The following is a 14,241-nucleotide window of genomic DNA, read 5'->3' as shown; positions in this document are numbered from 1 at the left end:
GTCTCCGTATCCGCAACGCACCGGCAATTGATGTGTACGGGCACGGCGCACGCCCTGCTCATCGCGTTCGAGTCTTCGGCAGTTGAGGATTACGACGCGTGCCACCTGAAGTTCATCCGCGACAGCTATCGTCTCGCGATCCCGGATATCGACAGATGGTGCTGCGGAGTGAGCCAGGCGTCGCAGAGCGGCGGAGCCGCTGTGCTGGAGCGGAGGCTGGGCGTTTTCGATGCCGTCGTCATCGGGCTGGGCTCGATGATCGGCGCGGGGGTCTTCGCCGCCCTAGCGCCGGCCGCGCGGGCGGCGGGGTCAGGGCTGATCGTGGGACTGGCCGTCGCCGCTGTGGTGGCGTACTGCAACGCCACGTCCTCGTAAGACCTACGTAGTCGCGCCCCTTCTCCCTTGAATCGGTATCTGGGCCGATGCCCGTGCGCCTTGGGACGGCGCACGGATGCTGGTCGGGTGTCCGGCCTCAGCTCAGCGGCTCTCCGGGGCGGTGATCTGGCGCTTGAGGATCTTGCCGGTGGGGCCCTTGGGCAGAGCGTCGACGAGCCAGACCTCACGCGGGTACTTGTAGGCCGCCACTCGCTCGCGGACGAACTCCCGCAGCTCGTTCGGGCCAGCCGAGTTGCCGTGGCGCAGCGCGACCACGGCGGCGACCTCCTCGCCGAGCGTGACGTGTGGTATGCCGATCACTGCGGCCTCGGCCACTGCGGGGTGCTCGTACAGCACCTCTTCGATCTCGCGCGGGTAGACGTTGTAGCCGCCGCGGATGATGAGGTCCTTCTTGCGGTCGACGATGAAGTAGTAGCCGTCCTCGTCGACGCGGGCCAGGTCGCCGGTGCGCAGCCAGCCGTCGACGATGGTCTCGGCGGTTGCCTCGGGACGGTTCCAGTAGCCGGCCATCACGTTGTGCCCGCGGACACAGAGCTCACCGACGCCGTCCTGCGGGTCGAGGAGGCACATCTCGACGCTCTCGACGGGTGTGCCGACGGAGCCGGGCTTGCGGGGCCGGTCGGGGTGGTTGAAGGAGGCGATCGGGGAAGTCTCGGACATGCCGAAGCCCTCCAGGACCGGACATTCGAAGGCGGCCTCGAAGGCGTGGAGGACCTCCACCGGGAGTGAGGCTCCACCGGAGGCGCACAGCCGCAGCGAGCTGGCGTCGTGTTTCTCGGTGCCGCGCTCGTGTTCGGCGAGTATGGCGGCGTACATGGTCGGTACGCCCTCGAAGACGGTGACCTGTCGCTCGTGGATGGCGCGCAGGGCCTGGCCCGGGTCGAAGCGGGCGAGCAGGGTGAGTCGGGCGCCCGTCGCCACGGCGGCGTTCATGGCGCAGGACTGTCCGAAGGCGTGGAAGAGCGGCAGGCAGCCCATCACCACGTCATCGCGGGTGAGCCGGAGCAGGGTGCGCCCGCCGATCTCGGCGTTGCGGGCCATCCCGGCGTGGGTGAGCATGGCGCCCTTGGGCGCGCCTGTGGTGCCGGAGGTGTAGAGGATGACGGCGAGGTCGTCGTCCTTCCGCGGGACGGCTGCTGCCGGGTCCGGGTACTCGGCCAGCAGCGCTTGAAGCCCACCGGGCACGATCGGCACCACCGGGGTTGCGGTGTCGTCGGTGCCGGCCCGGGCCTGGACGGCGGCGCCGTCCCAGGCCAGGAGCAGCGCCATACCGGAGTCGCGCACCTGGTGGGCGATCTCCCGCGGCTTGAGCAGGGGGTTCATCGGCACCACGACGGCACCGGCGCCCAGCACGCCGTAGTAGAGGACGGGGAACTCGCACAGGTTGGGCAGCATCAGGCCGACCCGGTCGCCGGGGCCGACCCCATGGTCGGCGAGGAGTGCGGTGATGCGACCGGCGAGGGTGGCCAGCTCGGCGTAGCTCAGCCCCTGGTCGCCGAGCTCGACCGCACGGCGGTGGCCGTGCTCGGCGGCGGCGTGGACGAGGAAGTCGTTGAGGTTCATGAGGGGATCGCTTCCTGTCAGCCGCGGAGTGCGGAGGCGAAGATGGCGGGCAGTCGGGTGATGCGGGGTGCGGTGGTGAAGCCGGTGACGCGTCGCAAGGTGGTGCGCCCGGTGCGGTTGGTGACGAAGTACGGGGGGCGGGGCGACAGCGAGGGCGAGCCGGTGAACAGGCCACGCGGGGCGGGCGCGAAGGGCGCGCGCACCACGGTCTTTTCGACGTCCTCCAGCATGAAGGCGTTGTTGACGAAGCCGATGCCGCTGCCGATCGCCTGCCGGGTGTTGCCCGGGTAGGCGCCCCAGGGCGTGTAGCCGAGCAGGAAACCCACGGCGGACCAGCAGTTGACGCCGACGGTGCCGTAGCGCAACCCGGCGACGGCCGCCTCCACCACGGCCCGGTGGGCCCGCTCGGTGGCCGGGTGGACGATCAGGGTCGCGCCGAGCGTGCCGGGGAGGGTGCCGTTGGCGAAGCCGACGGCGCCGCCCAGGAATTCGGCCGGGGTCTCGCCGGGCAGGCGTACCACGCCGAGGGCGCTGGCGAACACCTCACCGCCGAGCAGCACGTCGTCGTGGTCGGCGATGTCCGGCACCAGCAGCCGGCAGCCGTCGCCGTAGCTCTCGGCCTCCGGATGTGCCGCGCGGACCGCGGCCAGCCTCCGGTCGGCGCCGGGGTAGTAGTCGCTGCGGGCGGGTAGTTCGCGCAGCACCTCGCGGATCTCGTCGAGCAGCCGCTCGGTGCCGGCCCAGGAGCGGGGCAGCACCAGTACCTGGCTGGCGATGCAGTTATGGCCGGAGTTGTTCATCTTGCTGGTGACGATGTGCTCGGCCTGGAAGCGGAAGTCCGCCGCGCTCCACTTCCCCGGCACCACGATGCACGGGCTGACTCCGCCAAGCTCGCTGGTGAACGGCTTGTCGACCAGCGGCTGGTCGTCGCGGCGGCGCTGTTCGGCCCGGTCGTCGGTGCCCCACACGATGGCGTCATGGGTGCGGTCGCTGCCGGTGACGTGGATGGAGTCCACGCCCTCGTGGCTGGTGAGGTACGTGCCCTCGGCCGGGCCGCCGTCGACGAACCGCAGCCAGCCGCGCTCGGTGAACTCGGCGAAGATCCGCTCGAAATGGGGCCGTAGATAGGCGTTGACCGGGTTCAACTTGGCGACGACGACCTGACCTTCGGCGTACAGCTTGTGCAGGATGTCGACGGCGGTCAGGGCGGCGACGTTGCCTGCGCCGAGCACCAGCGCCACCCCGGCCGGCTCCGGACGGCCGCGGTGCAGCCCGGCCGCTCGGTCGCGCACCTGCTCGGCGGTGGTGCCCGGCTGCATCCGGACCTGGGCCGAGTAGCCACTGAGCAGCACGCGGTCCCAGCCGGTGGCGGGGAAGACGTTCACCCGGGTACGGCCGCCGTGTTCGTGGACCGCCCGCGCGGGCAGCGGGTCCTGGCCGGCGGCGATCCGGCGCAGGACGTGCAGGCGGGCGCTGACGTTCTGGGCCAGCGCCCACGGGCCGCCCGCCCAGTCCTCCGTGGCCCAGGGGGAGTCGGGGTTGTACCCCTTGGCGCGGGCGCCGGTCGCTGCCAGCTCGGCGGCTCCGTTGCGGATGCGCGGCATCAGCCGCTCCAGCAGGCCGATCCGCTCGGCGAGCGGTGCCGCGGTCCAGGACGCGGCGTTCTCCCGCAGTTCGTGCAGGGCGTGGTCGAGGGCGGCGGTGTCGAGGGGGGTGCTGTTCACGTCACTCCTTGGCGGTGCGAACAAGTGGGGTAGGAAGTGGGGCGGCTCACTCGCCCGGAAGGCGCCCGTCACGGGCGGGGTCGGCCGGGACGACGGTGGCGGTCCTACCGGGCAGCAGCAGAGCTGCGGTGAGTCGCACGGCGTGCGGGCAGCCGGTGGTGCCGTGAGTGTCGGCCAGCGAGCCGGTCGCCGCTGGGGCGATCCGTCCGACGGTGGTCGTCAGGGCCCGGCGCGCCACCGCGGCGCCGACCGGGGGCGAGTTCGGCGACGGTCATCACGTCGGCCGGGCCGAACCCCGGCCGCAGGACCACGGTGAGGAGACCGTGCGGATGTCCCGGCAGGGTCAGGCAGGACGGAACGCAGATGATCAGCGTGATGCCGTCCAGGCGGGCGCGGGCCCAGCGGCTGCGCACGCCGCAGCGTAGCCGCTGGCCGGATACTTGTCGCTGACCTACTGGAACGTAAGCTCGTTGGCGACGCTCTCGCGCCCTGCGAGCCACATGCTCAGCGCTTCGGTGGTGCCGCTCACCAGCTGGCCGCGGCCGCGTGGCCTTCCGCCCGGTGTGGTGGGGACGACGCGGTAGCGGGTGAGCTTGCGGCCGAACGGCCAGCTCCAGATGACTCCTTCACGGAACAAGGCGCGGGCCACCGACTCGGGGATCTCGCGGTTGCGGCCCAGGCCACGCAGAACATCTTGGTGATGCATCGCCATGTCTCCGGTGAGCAGCCATGCCATGGCCTGTGCCTGGCCGGAGGGCTTCGTGGCGGCGTTCCACCCGAGGTCGGTCAGCTCCGCACGGCTCAGCGTCCTGCCGTGCGCAACCATCCGTGCGTTTCCCCGGTTCACCGTCAGTGTCGACGGCCGGAAATAATGGGATGCCATTCGGTCCAGGCCGACCACATGCGCGAGGATGTCCCGTGGGGCCCAATCCGCACACAGGGTTTTCGCGTTGTTGAACTCATCGTCGGTCAGCTCGCTCATGGTTTCCATGAACCGAGTGCGTTCCCGACGCAGTTCCAAGTGCCATGCGGTGGACACAGCCTGCGGTTCCTTTCCTGGATGAAATCTGCTCCACAACCACGGGCTGGACCCGCGCGGTTCGAAGAGGTGACTTGTGCAGTGCACGGACGACGGCAGCGCCGCTCGCCCGTCCCGCAGGTTGTGAGGCAGCACCGGGACGCCCAAGCGGCGAAACGTCCGCGTGCAGCACGCTGTTGTCCACTGCGGCCGCTCGGGGTGCCTTCTCCGGAGCGTCCTCGCACTTCTGTGAGACGACCGGGCGTTTCGTGCAGGCAGCCACGTGAGGGCGCTGCTCCTGCGGCGTCCGGCCTCGTCATGCACGGCGCCGTGCGGGACCGGCTTCTTCCCAGCAGCGATCCGGTGCAGGGTCAGCACCAGGGCGCTGGTGTTCTGCGCCGTCGCCCAGGGGCCGTCGGTCCGCTCCTCGGCGGCGACGGGCAGGCCCGATCGTAAGCCTTCGAGGCCGCGGCCGGCGTGTCCTTGACCGGCCGCGTGATCCGCGGCGTCAGCCGTTCCACAGCGCGATCCGTTCAGGTAGGTCGATCGTGGCCACGCCGAGCGCCTGGTCGATCGGGGCGGTGCCGAAGTCCGGTGGTGTGCTCACTGCCGCGGCTCCTGTTCGGCTTCCGGCATCTCTGCCCGCGTGGCCGAGGCGGTGCGGGCGGCGCCGCGGGCCGCGGCCCGGGCCGCGCGACGGGCTGCGAGTTCCTCGGCTTCGCGCCGCTCCAGCCGCGGTACGTAGGTCCACACGTACACCGCCACCAGCCCGGCACAGGCCAGCAGCAGCCCCAGCGGGGCCAGGGTGAACTGCGGGCCGACGCTGACCGAGGCCAGCAACCCCATCAGGGCGAAGACCACGGTGAGTACGGCTGCCACGGGCACGCCGCCGCGCAGCCGGTAGGAGCGGGGGGTGCCGGGCTCGCGGCGCCGTAGCCTCCACACGCAGTACCCGGCGGCGCTGTACACCCCCATCTCCAAAGCCGCGCACAAAGAGACGATGACGGCGAAGGAGCCGGTGGCGGCCACGACCGCGGCCAGGACCAGGGAAGCGCCGCCGAGGATCCACACCGGGAGCACCGGCACCGCCTGCTCGTTGAGCCGGGTCAGCGGGCGGGGCAGCTTGCCTTCGCGGGCGACCGCGTACATGAACCGGGAGAGGGTGACGAACCCGCCGTTGAAGGTGTTGACCGCGGTCAGTGCCGTGACGGCGAGCATCACCAGCATCCCGGCCCGGCCGAGCGCCTGCTGGGCGACCAGCAGCTGCGGGTAGGCGGTGCCGAGCGAGGCGCCGTCGAGCGTGGCGCCCATCGCCACCGCGAACACCGCCTGGGAGGCGGCCAGGACCAGCACGGCGACCAGCATCGCCCGCGGGATGATCCGCGGCTCGGTGACCTCCTCGGCGTTGGTGGTCACCCACTCGAAACCGGTGTAGACGAAGATGCCGAGGATCAGCGCCTGGATCGGCGAGCTCGACGAGCCCGCGCCGAGCGCGGCGTGGTGGCCCGGGTGCGCGATCGCTGCGATGCCGATCGCGACGGTGGCCAGCACCACGACCGTGGTGACGATCCGCTCGGCCGCTCCGGCGAGCTTGATCCCGCGCAGGTTCAGCCAGGTCGCCAGGAGGAGCAGCAATCCGACGTAGCCGACCGCGATCAGCCGGCCGTTGCCGAAGGCGTAGGCAAGCGCTTCGCCGATGATGTAGGCGTCGGCGGCGATCACCAGCACGATTGCCACCATGTAGGTCAACGTGATGGTCAGCGCCGCCTTGTCCGGCATGGCGCGGGCAAGCCACAGCCGGATGCCGGCCGCCGTCGGGTGCATGCCGTTCAGCTCGGCGAACACCCACCGCACCGCCAGCATGACCAGACCGCCGGCGGCGATGGCCAGCCAGGACATCGGCCCGCTGACATAGGTCAGCAACTGCGCGAGACCCAGGAAATTGATCGCGGCGAACGCCAGTCCGGTGGAGATCGCGGAGGCGCCGCCGAACGACAGCGCCCGGCGCAGCACCGGTTGCGCCAACGGTTCGGCCATGGTGTTTCCCTTTCGGATGCTCAGTTACAAGATCACGGTCGTCGCAAGGTGCCGTGGCACGGCCTTCCCAGCCGGCCGCGCCGGGAGGGGCTTGCCCCGGCCGAGCCGCTGACGGGCGGCGGGAAGGCGGGCAAGCAAGCCGGGGCGTGGGGCCACGCCCCGGCACGAGCCCGTGCCGCGCGGTGTCGGCTACTGGCCCAGGAACCCGTGCCGCGCGATGTCGGCTACTGGCCCAGGAAGACGAACATCGCCATCGCGTCCAGGCGCATGACGTCCTCGGCCCGGCCCTGGGTGCGGATCGCTCCCTGCATGTAGTTGGACACCGGGTTCGCGTCGCCCCAGAAGATCTCGGCCAGGTCGAAGCTGTGGCCGCGCACCACCAGGTCGGCCGCGCCGGACATGCCGGCCGTCGGCGTTGCGGGTTTTCCGCCGGAGATCACTAGGGTGAAGGCCGCGTCGTGGTCGGTGGCCTGGATGTGGATGCGGCAGTTCCAGCCGCCGAGCGTCTTGCCGACCCGGGGACTGGCCCCAGCCTTGGTCGCGTACTCGCTCAGCGCGTCCAACAGCTCGTCCGCCCCGACGCTCTCACGGATCGCCTCGCTCATCGGGCGGCCTCCACCGACTCGCTCAGCCCGGCGCCCATGTCCAGCTCGGACGCCACCGCGGCGGCAGCCTCCTCGCCCGAGCGCACCGCGCCGTCCATGTAGCCGCTCCACACGGTGGCGTACTCGGTGCCGGCCCAGTGGATCCGGCCGACCGGCTCGCGCAGCGCCGGGCCCAGAGTGGACCAGGTGCCCGGGCTCAGGATCCCGGTGTAGCAGCCGCGGGACCACTCCTCCTCGAGCCAGACCTTCTCGTAGGTCGCGATCGGCTGCGCCGCCTTGGGGCCGAAGACCGAGACCAGTTCGGCCACGACCTGCTGCTGCCGTTCTTCGGGGCTCATCCGCAGCGCGCGCCGCGCGGCGTCGCAGTCGGTGAAACTGACCAGCACGCCCTCCGCGCGGTCCGGGTGGCTCTGGTCGAAGGTCAACGTGTTGTGTCCTGTGCTGTGCCCGGACAGGCCGTCGGCGCGCCAGAACGGCTCGGGATAGACCACGGTGGTCTTGATGGCCGAGCCCATGAACACCCGCTGGGTCAGCTGGTCGCGCAGGCCCGGCAGCGCCGGGCTGTAGCGCAGCCGGCCGGCCAGCGGCGGCGGGACGGCGACGACGGCGTAGCGTGCACGCACCCGGCCCTGCTCGTGGTGCACGACGACACCACTTTCGTCCTGGTCGATCCGGTGAACCGGGCAGGACAGGCGGACCCGGTCGCCGAGCACCCCGGCCAGGCCGAGGGAGACGCCCATCGCTCCGGCGCTGAGACGGGTCTCCTGCGCGCTGTTGATGACCCCGATCATCCGCTCCACGCCGCCGCCGGAGGCGATGTAGAACAGCGCGTGCAGCAGCGACACCTCCCCGGGCTCGGCGGGGAACAGGGCGCGGGTGAACGCGCGCAGCCACTCCTTGGCGCCCTCACAGTACGGCTGCGCGCCGATCCAGCTCTCGACGGTGGTGGCGTCCAGCACAGCGGCCTGCGGGTGGGTCCACGGGGCCTCGGCGCCGACCTCGGCGGCCAGTGCGGTCAGCTCGACCATGGCCTCCATGAGGTCCGCGGCCACCACCGGGTCCCCGGTGGGGATCGCCCCGTGGTAACGCAGCAGTCTGCCGTCCTCGGTGCGTTGCAGGTTGCCCCCGTCGCTGTACTGCGTGAACGTCGTCAGACCGAACTCCTCGACGAGCGCGTTGATCCGGTCCTGGGTCGGGCCGATCCACTGCCCGCCGTACTCCACCAGCCGCCCGTCGTCCTCGACCATGGAACAGGTGCGCCCACCTACCCGGTCACGCGCCTCCAGAACAAGCACGTCCACGCCTTGAGCGTGCAGGGTGCGGCCGGCGGTCAGCCCGGCCAGTCCGGCTCCGACGATGACGACGTCGGTGTCGCAGTTTTCGGGCACGAGGCCACCTTCCAGATATTGGTCAGATGAACAGGTCAGCTGAATTGGTCGGCCGACCAAGTCGGGTGGCCAGAGTGAAGTATGCTTCGGTGAAGGTGTCAAGAGGTGACCGGAAGACCCGGTCGCGGACCTTGGGAAGAAGGTGGCCACCCTGCCTCGGATGAAGGTCGAAGAGCGCCGCGAGCAGTTCGTGAAGGCCGCCATCGAGGTCATGGCCCGCGAAGGTCTGGACCGTGCCACGACGCGCCGCATCGCCGAACATGCCGGAACCGCGCAGGCCGCGATCCACTACGCGTTCCGAGGCAAGGACGAACTACTGACCGCCGTCATCGGCACGGTGACCGAGCAGGTCGAGCAGATCCTGCGCGACGCGGTGACGCCCGAAAAGGGACTGGCCGCGGCGATCGGCGACGCAGCACGCGCCTTCTGGGCCTTCGTGGTGGGCGACGACGGGCTCCAGCTGATGCAATACGAGCTGATGATCTACTGCCGCCGCAACTCCGGCTTCGAGTGGCTCGCCGCCTGGCAGTACACCCGCTACTGCGCCTGTGTCGAAGACGTCTTCCGCTCCGCGCTCGCCCACGAGACCTCACCACCGCCGATGGACCTGGCGGCGCTGACGCGGTTCCTCGTCGCGGCGATCGACGGACTGATCATCCAGTACGAGGTACACCACGAGGACGAACAGTCCCGGCGCGACATCGAAAATGTGATCACCTGCGCCCTCTCGCTGGCCGGCCTCGCCCCCGCGCTTCCGTCCCTGGAACCTGAAAGCCCCGCGTAGCCGCGACCGGCGGCTACACAACCACGGACTGGACCCCAGCACGCGCATCGATCAGGCCTCACGGTCCAGCACGGCCGCCGTCTTCGCAGCCCAGGGGCGATTGGCGGCCGTCCACTCGACCGGCTTCGGGGGCACACTTCCTGAACCAGACGTGAGGGAGGTCTTCCCACCTCCTCCGGGCAGGGCGGGCGGTGGCGCGGTCCGGGGCCGGTGCGGAGCTTGGCGAGGATCCGCGATGCCTTGACGGCATCCAGCGGGAGGGATCGACGAGCAGCCATCCACGCCGGGTAGCTACCCGACAGGATGGGGCCGGCCACCGCTTCCACCGTGCGCCCGAACGCACTGAATTGTGCTGAGGGCGCTTCGGTTCGACAGGCGGTCCAATCAGGCGGGCCAGATCAGCAACCCGAGGCGTGTGGACCCTAGAACGGCGGCCCGAAAGAGGTGGCGGGGAGATCCGAAGCCAGTCCCAGAGCCTTCCGGACGTCCCCCTGGTACTTGTAGGAAGGTTGGTTCCAGGCGTCGTCGGAACGGGCCCAGTAACTGTTGTCAGAACGTGCCGCCACGGCCTTGCGCCACAGCTCGGCGCTCCTTCGAAGCTCCCCGACGTAGGCGGTGATCTTGGGCCTCGCACCGGCCGACCAGTGGGCGGCTTCGAGGCCATCTGCTTCATGGTCCAATGCGGCCGCTATTTTTGCAGCCCAGGCACGATTGGCGGCCGTGCTGCCCAGGTGCGGATAGGTCTTGAAGACGCGCGCGGAGCCCAGCTCCAGCCTGAGGAAGGCAAGCTGGTCTGCTGCCAGGCTGGCCTCCTGCACGCGTACGCTGCCAGTGGTCCGGCCGGTCGTGTCGGCCGTAAAACAGGTGGTAGTCCTGTTGCCCGCCTGCTGGACCTCAGGGGTCGGGTAGTAGTAGTTGACGCCCGTCGTGTGGGGCAAGGACCAATCGTCCATGACGTAGTCGGTCAGCCGATCGCTGCACTGGTGGTACGACTGCTTTGCGAGGACATCGCCGACGCCGCTGGACCCGATGAGAGCGACCGTGGCGAACACTTCGCCGTCGTGTGGCCGGGAGCACGACACGGGTACCGCGGAGTAGACCTCATTGTGCTGCGAGCTGGTGAAGCAGTCGCCCACCGCGAGGCTCACGGCCGACCCGTCGCCTGCGCCGGACATCCGCTTGTCCGGATTTTCGTCGGCGTCACCGGAGAGTGCCCTGCTGATCAGGCTCATCGCGAGCACGGCCCCACCGAGCGCCAGCACACCCACGATCGCTAGTCCGCGGCGCTTCTGCTGGCGCTTGGAGCCGGGCTCAGACGACGTGGGCAGCGGCATGGCGGACATGGATCTCCGGTCTACCTCGGCAAACACCTATGCGGAGCCGGATCCTCGCACACCACCAGGCATCTCTGACACCCCAGTGCGCACGTGACCCCCGCCTGATCCGGCCCCCGGCGAGCCTTCGGCACACCGGGGCGCTGGACGCCGCGCATACCCGTCATTTCCCGCAGGTTCCGCAGCGTCGCAGACGCCGTCGAGGGCCTCGACCCGAGGTTCCGCCCCGACCCGTATCGACTGGCCGCGGCGCGTGAGCCCTGCTAGACCAGAGAGGAGGGAGGTGCGCATGCCTCGTGGTCTCATCAGGGGGTTGGCCGCGCTCCTTGCGGCAGTGACAGTCCCGCTCGCCGTATGCGCGCTGCTGCTCCCCGTCCGAGCCACCCTGTCCCAGAACAACGTGGCTCTGATCCTGATGTTGGTCGTCGCGACGGTGGCTGGCCTCAGCTACCGCTGGGTCGCGGTCCTGACGGCCCTGTCCGCCGCTGTGTGGTTCGCCTTCTTCTTCACCGCTCCGTACGGAACCTTCATCCGCTTCAACCGCGCGGCCGACATCGTCACCGCCGGGCTGCTGCTCGGCGTCGGTCTCGCGGTCTCTCAGCTGGCTCGCCGCTACTCCCGTGAGCGCGCCATCGCCACCACCTTGCAGCGCAGCCTGCTGCCCCGTGTGCTGCCGGACACCTGTGCCGTCCGGGCGGCGTGCCGCTACGTGCCGGCCGAGGCCGAGGTCGGTGGGGACTGGTTCGACGTGATCCCTCTCCCGGGCTTCCGCACCGCTCTGGTGGTCGGGGACGTGGTCGGCCACGGCCTGCGCTCCGCGGTCACCATGGGGCGGCTGCGCACCGCGGTCCTCAATCTCTCCACCCTCGACCTGCCGCCGGACGAACTACTGGCCCGCCTCGACGACGTGGTCAAGCAAATGGACGCGGAAGCGGGCGCCGGCCAAGAGGGGACCATCGCGGCCACGTGTCTGTATGCGATCTACGACCCGGTCTCCGGTAGCTGCACGATGGCAAGGGCCGGTCATTTCCCGCCTGCCATCGTCCGCCCAGACGGCCGCGTGGAGATTCTCGACCTGCCCGAAGGACCGCCGCTCGGCGTCGGCGGTCTGCGCTTCGAGGCCGTCGAGCAGCAGCTGTCGGATAACACCCAGCTCGTGCTCTACACCGACGGGCTCATCAAGAACCGTTACCGCGATGTCGGGGCCGGCCTGAAGCTGCTGTGCGACACGCTCTCCGGTGCGGGGCGCGACCCGGAGGAGACGTGCCAGACGGTCCTGGAGGCAGTGCTCCCCGCCCGTCCAGTCGATGACGTCGCTCTCCTGATCGCCCGTACCCATACGTTTCCGCGTGACCGTATCGCCGAATGGGACATCCCGGCCTTTCGCGCCGCAGTGCCCGCCCTGCGCGCCGAGGTGTCCGCGAAGCTGGCCGACTGGAACCTGGGGGAGACGGCATTCACTACCAAACTGATCCTCAGCGAGCTGGTCACCAACGCCATCCGCTATGGGACACCCCCTGCCCACCTGCGCCTTCTGCTCGATACCACTCTGGTGGTGGAGGTCAGCGACAACAGCAGCACCTCCCCGCACCTGCGCTACGCAACGGACAGGGACGAAGGCGGCCGCGGAATCTTCATCGTCGCTCAGCTCGCCGAGCGATGGGGCACCCGCTTCGTCCCCACCGGGAAGATCGTCTGGGCCGAGCAGCCGGCCGCCCCATCAGTTCCCGTCACCCGCGACCTGGCACCGGTCGCGTGACCGGGCTGGACCGTCCGAAGCCCTCAACTTACATTCCGATCCGATTGGCACCTGTGAGCGCTGAGGTCCGCGGATCGCGCAGCCGCCGCGCCCACACCGCCTCGGCGATCAGTTTCTGCAGCACGCTCTTGCCCGCGCCGAGATCCCCGACGATCCCCATCGACGCCGACGCGTCCTGCTTGGGGGCGTCCGCCACGTTGATCATGACGGGGCGGGTAGTGCCGCAGTCCAGGTCGATACCGAGGACCATCCCGTTGGGGTCGCCGACCTCGGCAGTGGTGAAGGCTCCGCATAGCGCCCAGTCCTCGCTGATCTGGTGCTGGGTGAACTCCCGCACGACGCCGGGGCGTACCGTGCCAGGCAGGCCCAGGGTGAACAGGGCCTGTTGCAGGCCGGCCGGGCGCACCGCGCGGTAGTCGGCGCCGGCGAGCAGGGCGGCCAGGGCGCGGGCGCGTGCGTCGCAGACGGCGGCGGTCGGCCCCCACACCGTCAGCACCGTCACCGACTGCACCTCGACCTCCACGCTGGTGCGGGACAGACGCGCATCCAGCTCGCCCAGATCGCGCGCTGCCTCGGTCAGCGAGGCGGGCATGCCGGTGGGGCGGGCGTCGTACTGGTCGGCTTGGTCGATGAGTTCGTTCTTCTTGCGCCGCACCTGATCCCGCGCCTTCTCCGCGGGCACGAGGGTGAGGTCGACGGTGTAGTCGACGGGGAAGTCGAGCGTCTCCAGCTGGGCGAACAGATCCGCGGCGTCCTGGCTGACCGCGGGCGGGCACTCGGCCAGCGCCAACTGTGCCTGATACCCGATGCCGGCGTCGGTTTCGACCTGCAGCCAGCGCCGCCCGAGCGGCGAGCCGGTCCTCAGCCGCCACCAGGCGGTGCGCCCCGAACGCGTGATGCGGCCGGCGTTCTTGAGCTCGCCCGTGTCGTCGAGTTCGGGGTCGGTGCCGCCTTCCTGCAGGCGGACCTGGCCGAGGTCGGCGTAGCTGGGGGAGCGCAGCACGCCGTCGCGGAGCTGCCCGCCGTACATCTCGCTGGTCTCGGCCTCGGCCAGCAACGGCTCGGCAAGGCCGCGGTGGAGGGCGTGCTGGATCATCCACACGATCTCCGCCGGGCGGGCGGGGCGGAAGGCGATGCCGCCGGCGAGCGCGGCCTGAACCCGCAACGCCTGCTCGCGGTAGGCGGTCACCTCGCGCCGGGCCACGGGCGCCGGGCGCATGCCGAGCAGCGGTGTGATCTCGGCCCACGCCGCGCCGAGGGACGCCGACACCTGCAGGCCGCCTGTCTCGGTCTTAAGGGGCACGGCCAGCCACAGGGTGCGGCGGTGCATCTCCTGGCCGTCGAGCAGCTCCAGGGTGGCCTCGACGTTCTCCACCCACGGGTGCCGGCCCGCACCGGGGGCCTGCTCGGCCGGCTCGATGCCCTCGATCATCTTCAGGGCGATCTCACACGGGTCGAGCTGGGCGCACAGGCCGAACAGCCTGGGTGTCCCGGAGATCGAGCGCACCACGTGTGTGGTCTTGGCGAGCTGTTCGTCGCGGACCGCGGCGGGCACGTAGGTGCCCTGGACACTCTCCTCACGCTGGCCTTGCGCGTTGGCCACGGGTGACGGCGGGCGGCGGTGTAGAAGCGG

11 protein-coding genes and 1 pseudogene are annotated in these 14,241 nt (G+C 70.4%); 3 read left to right on the top strand and 9 right to left on the bottom strand.

Annotation, left to right across the window (positions count from 1 at the left end; all coding sequences use genetic code 11):
- Nucleotides 1-168: 168 nt before the first annotated feature.
- Nucleotides 169-372, top strand: a pseudogene (locus ACQPXS_RS01470) (amino acid permease); the annotation flags it as partial.
- Nucleotides 373-477: 105 nt separating this feature from the next.
- Here the strand turns inward: ACQPXS_RS01470 and ACQPXS_RS01465 are convergent.
- The 7 genes from ACQPXS_RS01465 to ACQPXS_RS01435 form a co-directional block, all read right to left on the bottom strand.
- Complete coding sequence (locus ACQPXS_RS01465; RefSeq protein ID WP_433446150.1) at nucleotides 478-1,959, bottom strand: long-chain-fatty-acid--CoA ligase; 1,482 nt, start codon at nucleotides 1,957-1,959, stop codon at nucleotides 478-480.
- Between the two features lie 17 nt (nucleotides 1,960-1,976).
- Nucleotides 1,977-3,683 (bottom strand): aldehyde dehydrogenase family protein, encoded by a 1,707-nt coding sequence (locus ACQPXS_RS01460; protein WP_433446148.1) that lies wholly within the window; start codon nucleotides 3,681-3,683, stop codon nucleotides 1,977-1,979.
- Nucleotides 3,684-3,787: 104 nt separating this feature from the next.
- A complete protein-coding gene (locus ACQPXS_RS01455; protein WP_433446146.1) occupies nucleotides 3,788-4,096 on the bottom strand; it encodes a hypothetical protein in 309 nt (102 codons plus the stop codon).
- Nucleotides 4,097-4,134: 38 nt separating this feature from the next.
- Complete coding sequence (locus ACQPXS_RS01450) at nucleotides 4,135-4,722, bottom strand: maleylpyruvate isomerase family mycothiol-dependent enzyme (RefSeq protein WP_433446144.1); 588 nt, start codon at nucleotides 4,720-4,722, stop codon at nucleotides 4,135-4,137.
- 582 nt (nucleotides 4,723-5,304) lie between these two features.
- Nucleotides 5,305-6,738, bottom strand: coding sequence for an APC family permease (locus tag ACQPXS_RS01445; protein WP_433446142.1), 1,434 nt, complete (start codon nucleotides 6,736-6,738; stop codon nucleotides 5,305-5,307).
- A gap of 224 nt (nucleotides 6,739-6,962) precedes the next feature.
- Entirely contained in the window at nucleotides 6,963-7,343 is a 381-nt protein-coding gene (locus ACQPXS_RS01440) for an SCP2 sterol-binding domain-containing protein (protein ID WP_433446140.1), read from the bottom strand.
- Nucleotides 7,340-8,731, bottom strand: a complete 1,392-nt coding sequence (locus ACQPXS_RS01435; protein WP_433446138.1) for a flavin monoamine oxidase family protein — start codon at nucleotides 8,729-8,731, stop codon at nucleotides 7,340-7,342. The genes ACQPXS_RS01440 and ACQPXS_RS01435 overlap by 4 nt, the downstream gene beginning before the upstream one ends.
- Before the next feature lie 160 nt (nucleotides 8,732-8,891).
- Between ACQPXS_RS01435 and ACQPXS_RS01430 the strand changes: the two genes are divergently transcribed.
- Entirely contained in the window at nucleotides 8,892-9,515 is a 624-nt protein-coding gene (locus tag ACQPXS_RS01430) for a TetR/AcrR family transcriptional regulator (protein ID WP_433446136.1), read from the top strand.
- Between the two features lie 422 nt (nucleotides 9,516-9,937).
- On the opposite strand, the gene ACQPXS_RS01425 is transcribed toward ACQPXS_RS01430, so the two are convergent.
- Nucleotides 9,938-10,858: a septum formation family protein gene (locus ACQPXS_RS01425; RefSeq protein ID WP_433446134.1), complete on the bottom strand. Its 921-nt coding sequence runs from the start codon at nucleotides 10,856-10,858 to the stop codon at nucleotides 9,938-9,940.
- Nucleotides 10,859-11,138: 280 nt separating this feature from the next.
- Between ACQPXS_RS01425 and ACQPXS_RS01420 the strand changes: the two genes are divergently transcribed.
- Nucleotides 11,139-12,608, top strand: coding sequence for an ATP-binding SpoIIE family protein phosphatase (locus ACQPXS_RS01420; protein WP_433446132.1), 1,470 nt, complete (start codon nucleotides 11,139-11,141; stop codon nucleotides 12,606-12,608).
- A 28-nt stretch (nucleotides 12,609-12,636) separates the two neighbouring features.
- Here the strand turns inward: ACQPXS_RS01420 and ACQPXS_RS01415 are convergent, their stop codons facing one another.
- Nucleotides 12,637-14,211, bottom strand: a complete 1,575-nt coding sequence (locus ACQPXS_RS01415) for a hypothetical protein (RefSeq protein WP_433446130.1) — start codon at nucleotides 14,209-14,211, stop codon at nucleotides 12,637-12,639.
- Nucleotides 14,212-14,241 lie beyond the last annotated feature (30 nt).

The organism is Streptomyces sp. CA-142005, assembly GCF_050942335.1.
GTDB lineage: Bacteria > Actinomycetota > Actinomycetes > Streptomycetales > Streptomycetaceae > Streptomyces.
Note: the sequence above shows the minus strand (reverse complement) of the source record. Positions and strands in the feature narration are given on the sequence as shown.

Bases quoted from the DNA above. Each gene is read 5' to 3' on its own strand.
- ACQPXS_RS01440 (WP_433446140.1), bottom strand. From the start codon at position 7,343: ATGAGCGAGGCGATCCGTGAGAGCGTCGGGGCGGACGAGCTGTTGGAC.
- ACQPXS_RS01425 (WP_433446134.1), bottom strand. From the start codon at position 10,858: ATGTCCGCCATGCCGCTGCCCACGTCGTCTGAGCCCGGCTCCAAGCGC.
- ACQPXS_RS01465 (WP_433446150.1), bottom strand. From the start codon at position 1,959: ATGAACCTCAACGACTTCCTCGTCCACGCCGCCGCCGAGCACGGCCAC.
- ACQPXS_RS01430 (WP_433446136.1), top strand. From the start codon at position 8,892: ATGAAGGTCGAAGAGCGCCGCGAGCAGTTCGTGAAGGCCGCCATCGAG.
- ACQPXS_RS01420 (WP_433446132.1), top strand. From the start codon at position 11,139: ATGCCTCGTGGTCTCATCAGGGGGTTGGCCGCGCTCCTTGCGGCAGTG.
- ACQPXS_RS01445 (WP_433446142.1), bottom strand. From the start codon at position 6,738: ATGGCCGAACCGTTGGCGCAACCGGTGCTGCGCCGGGCGCTGTCGTTC.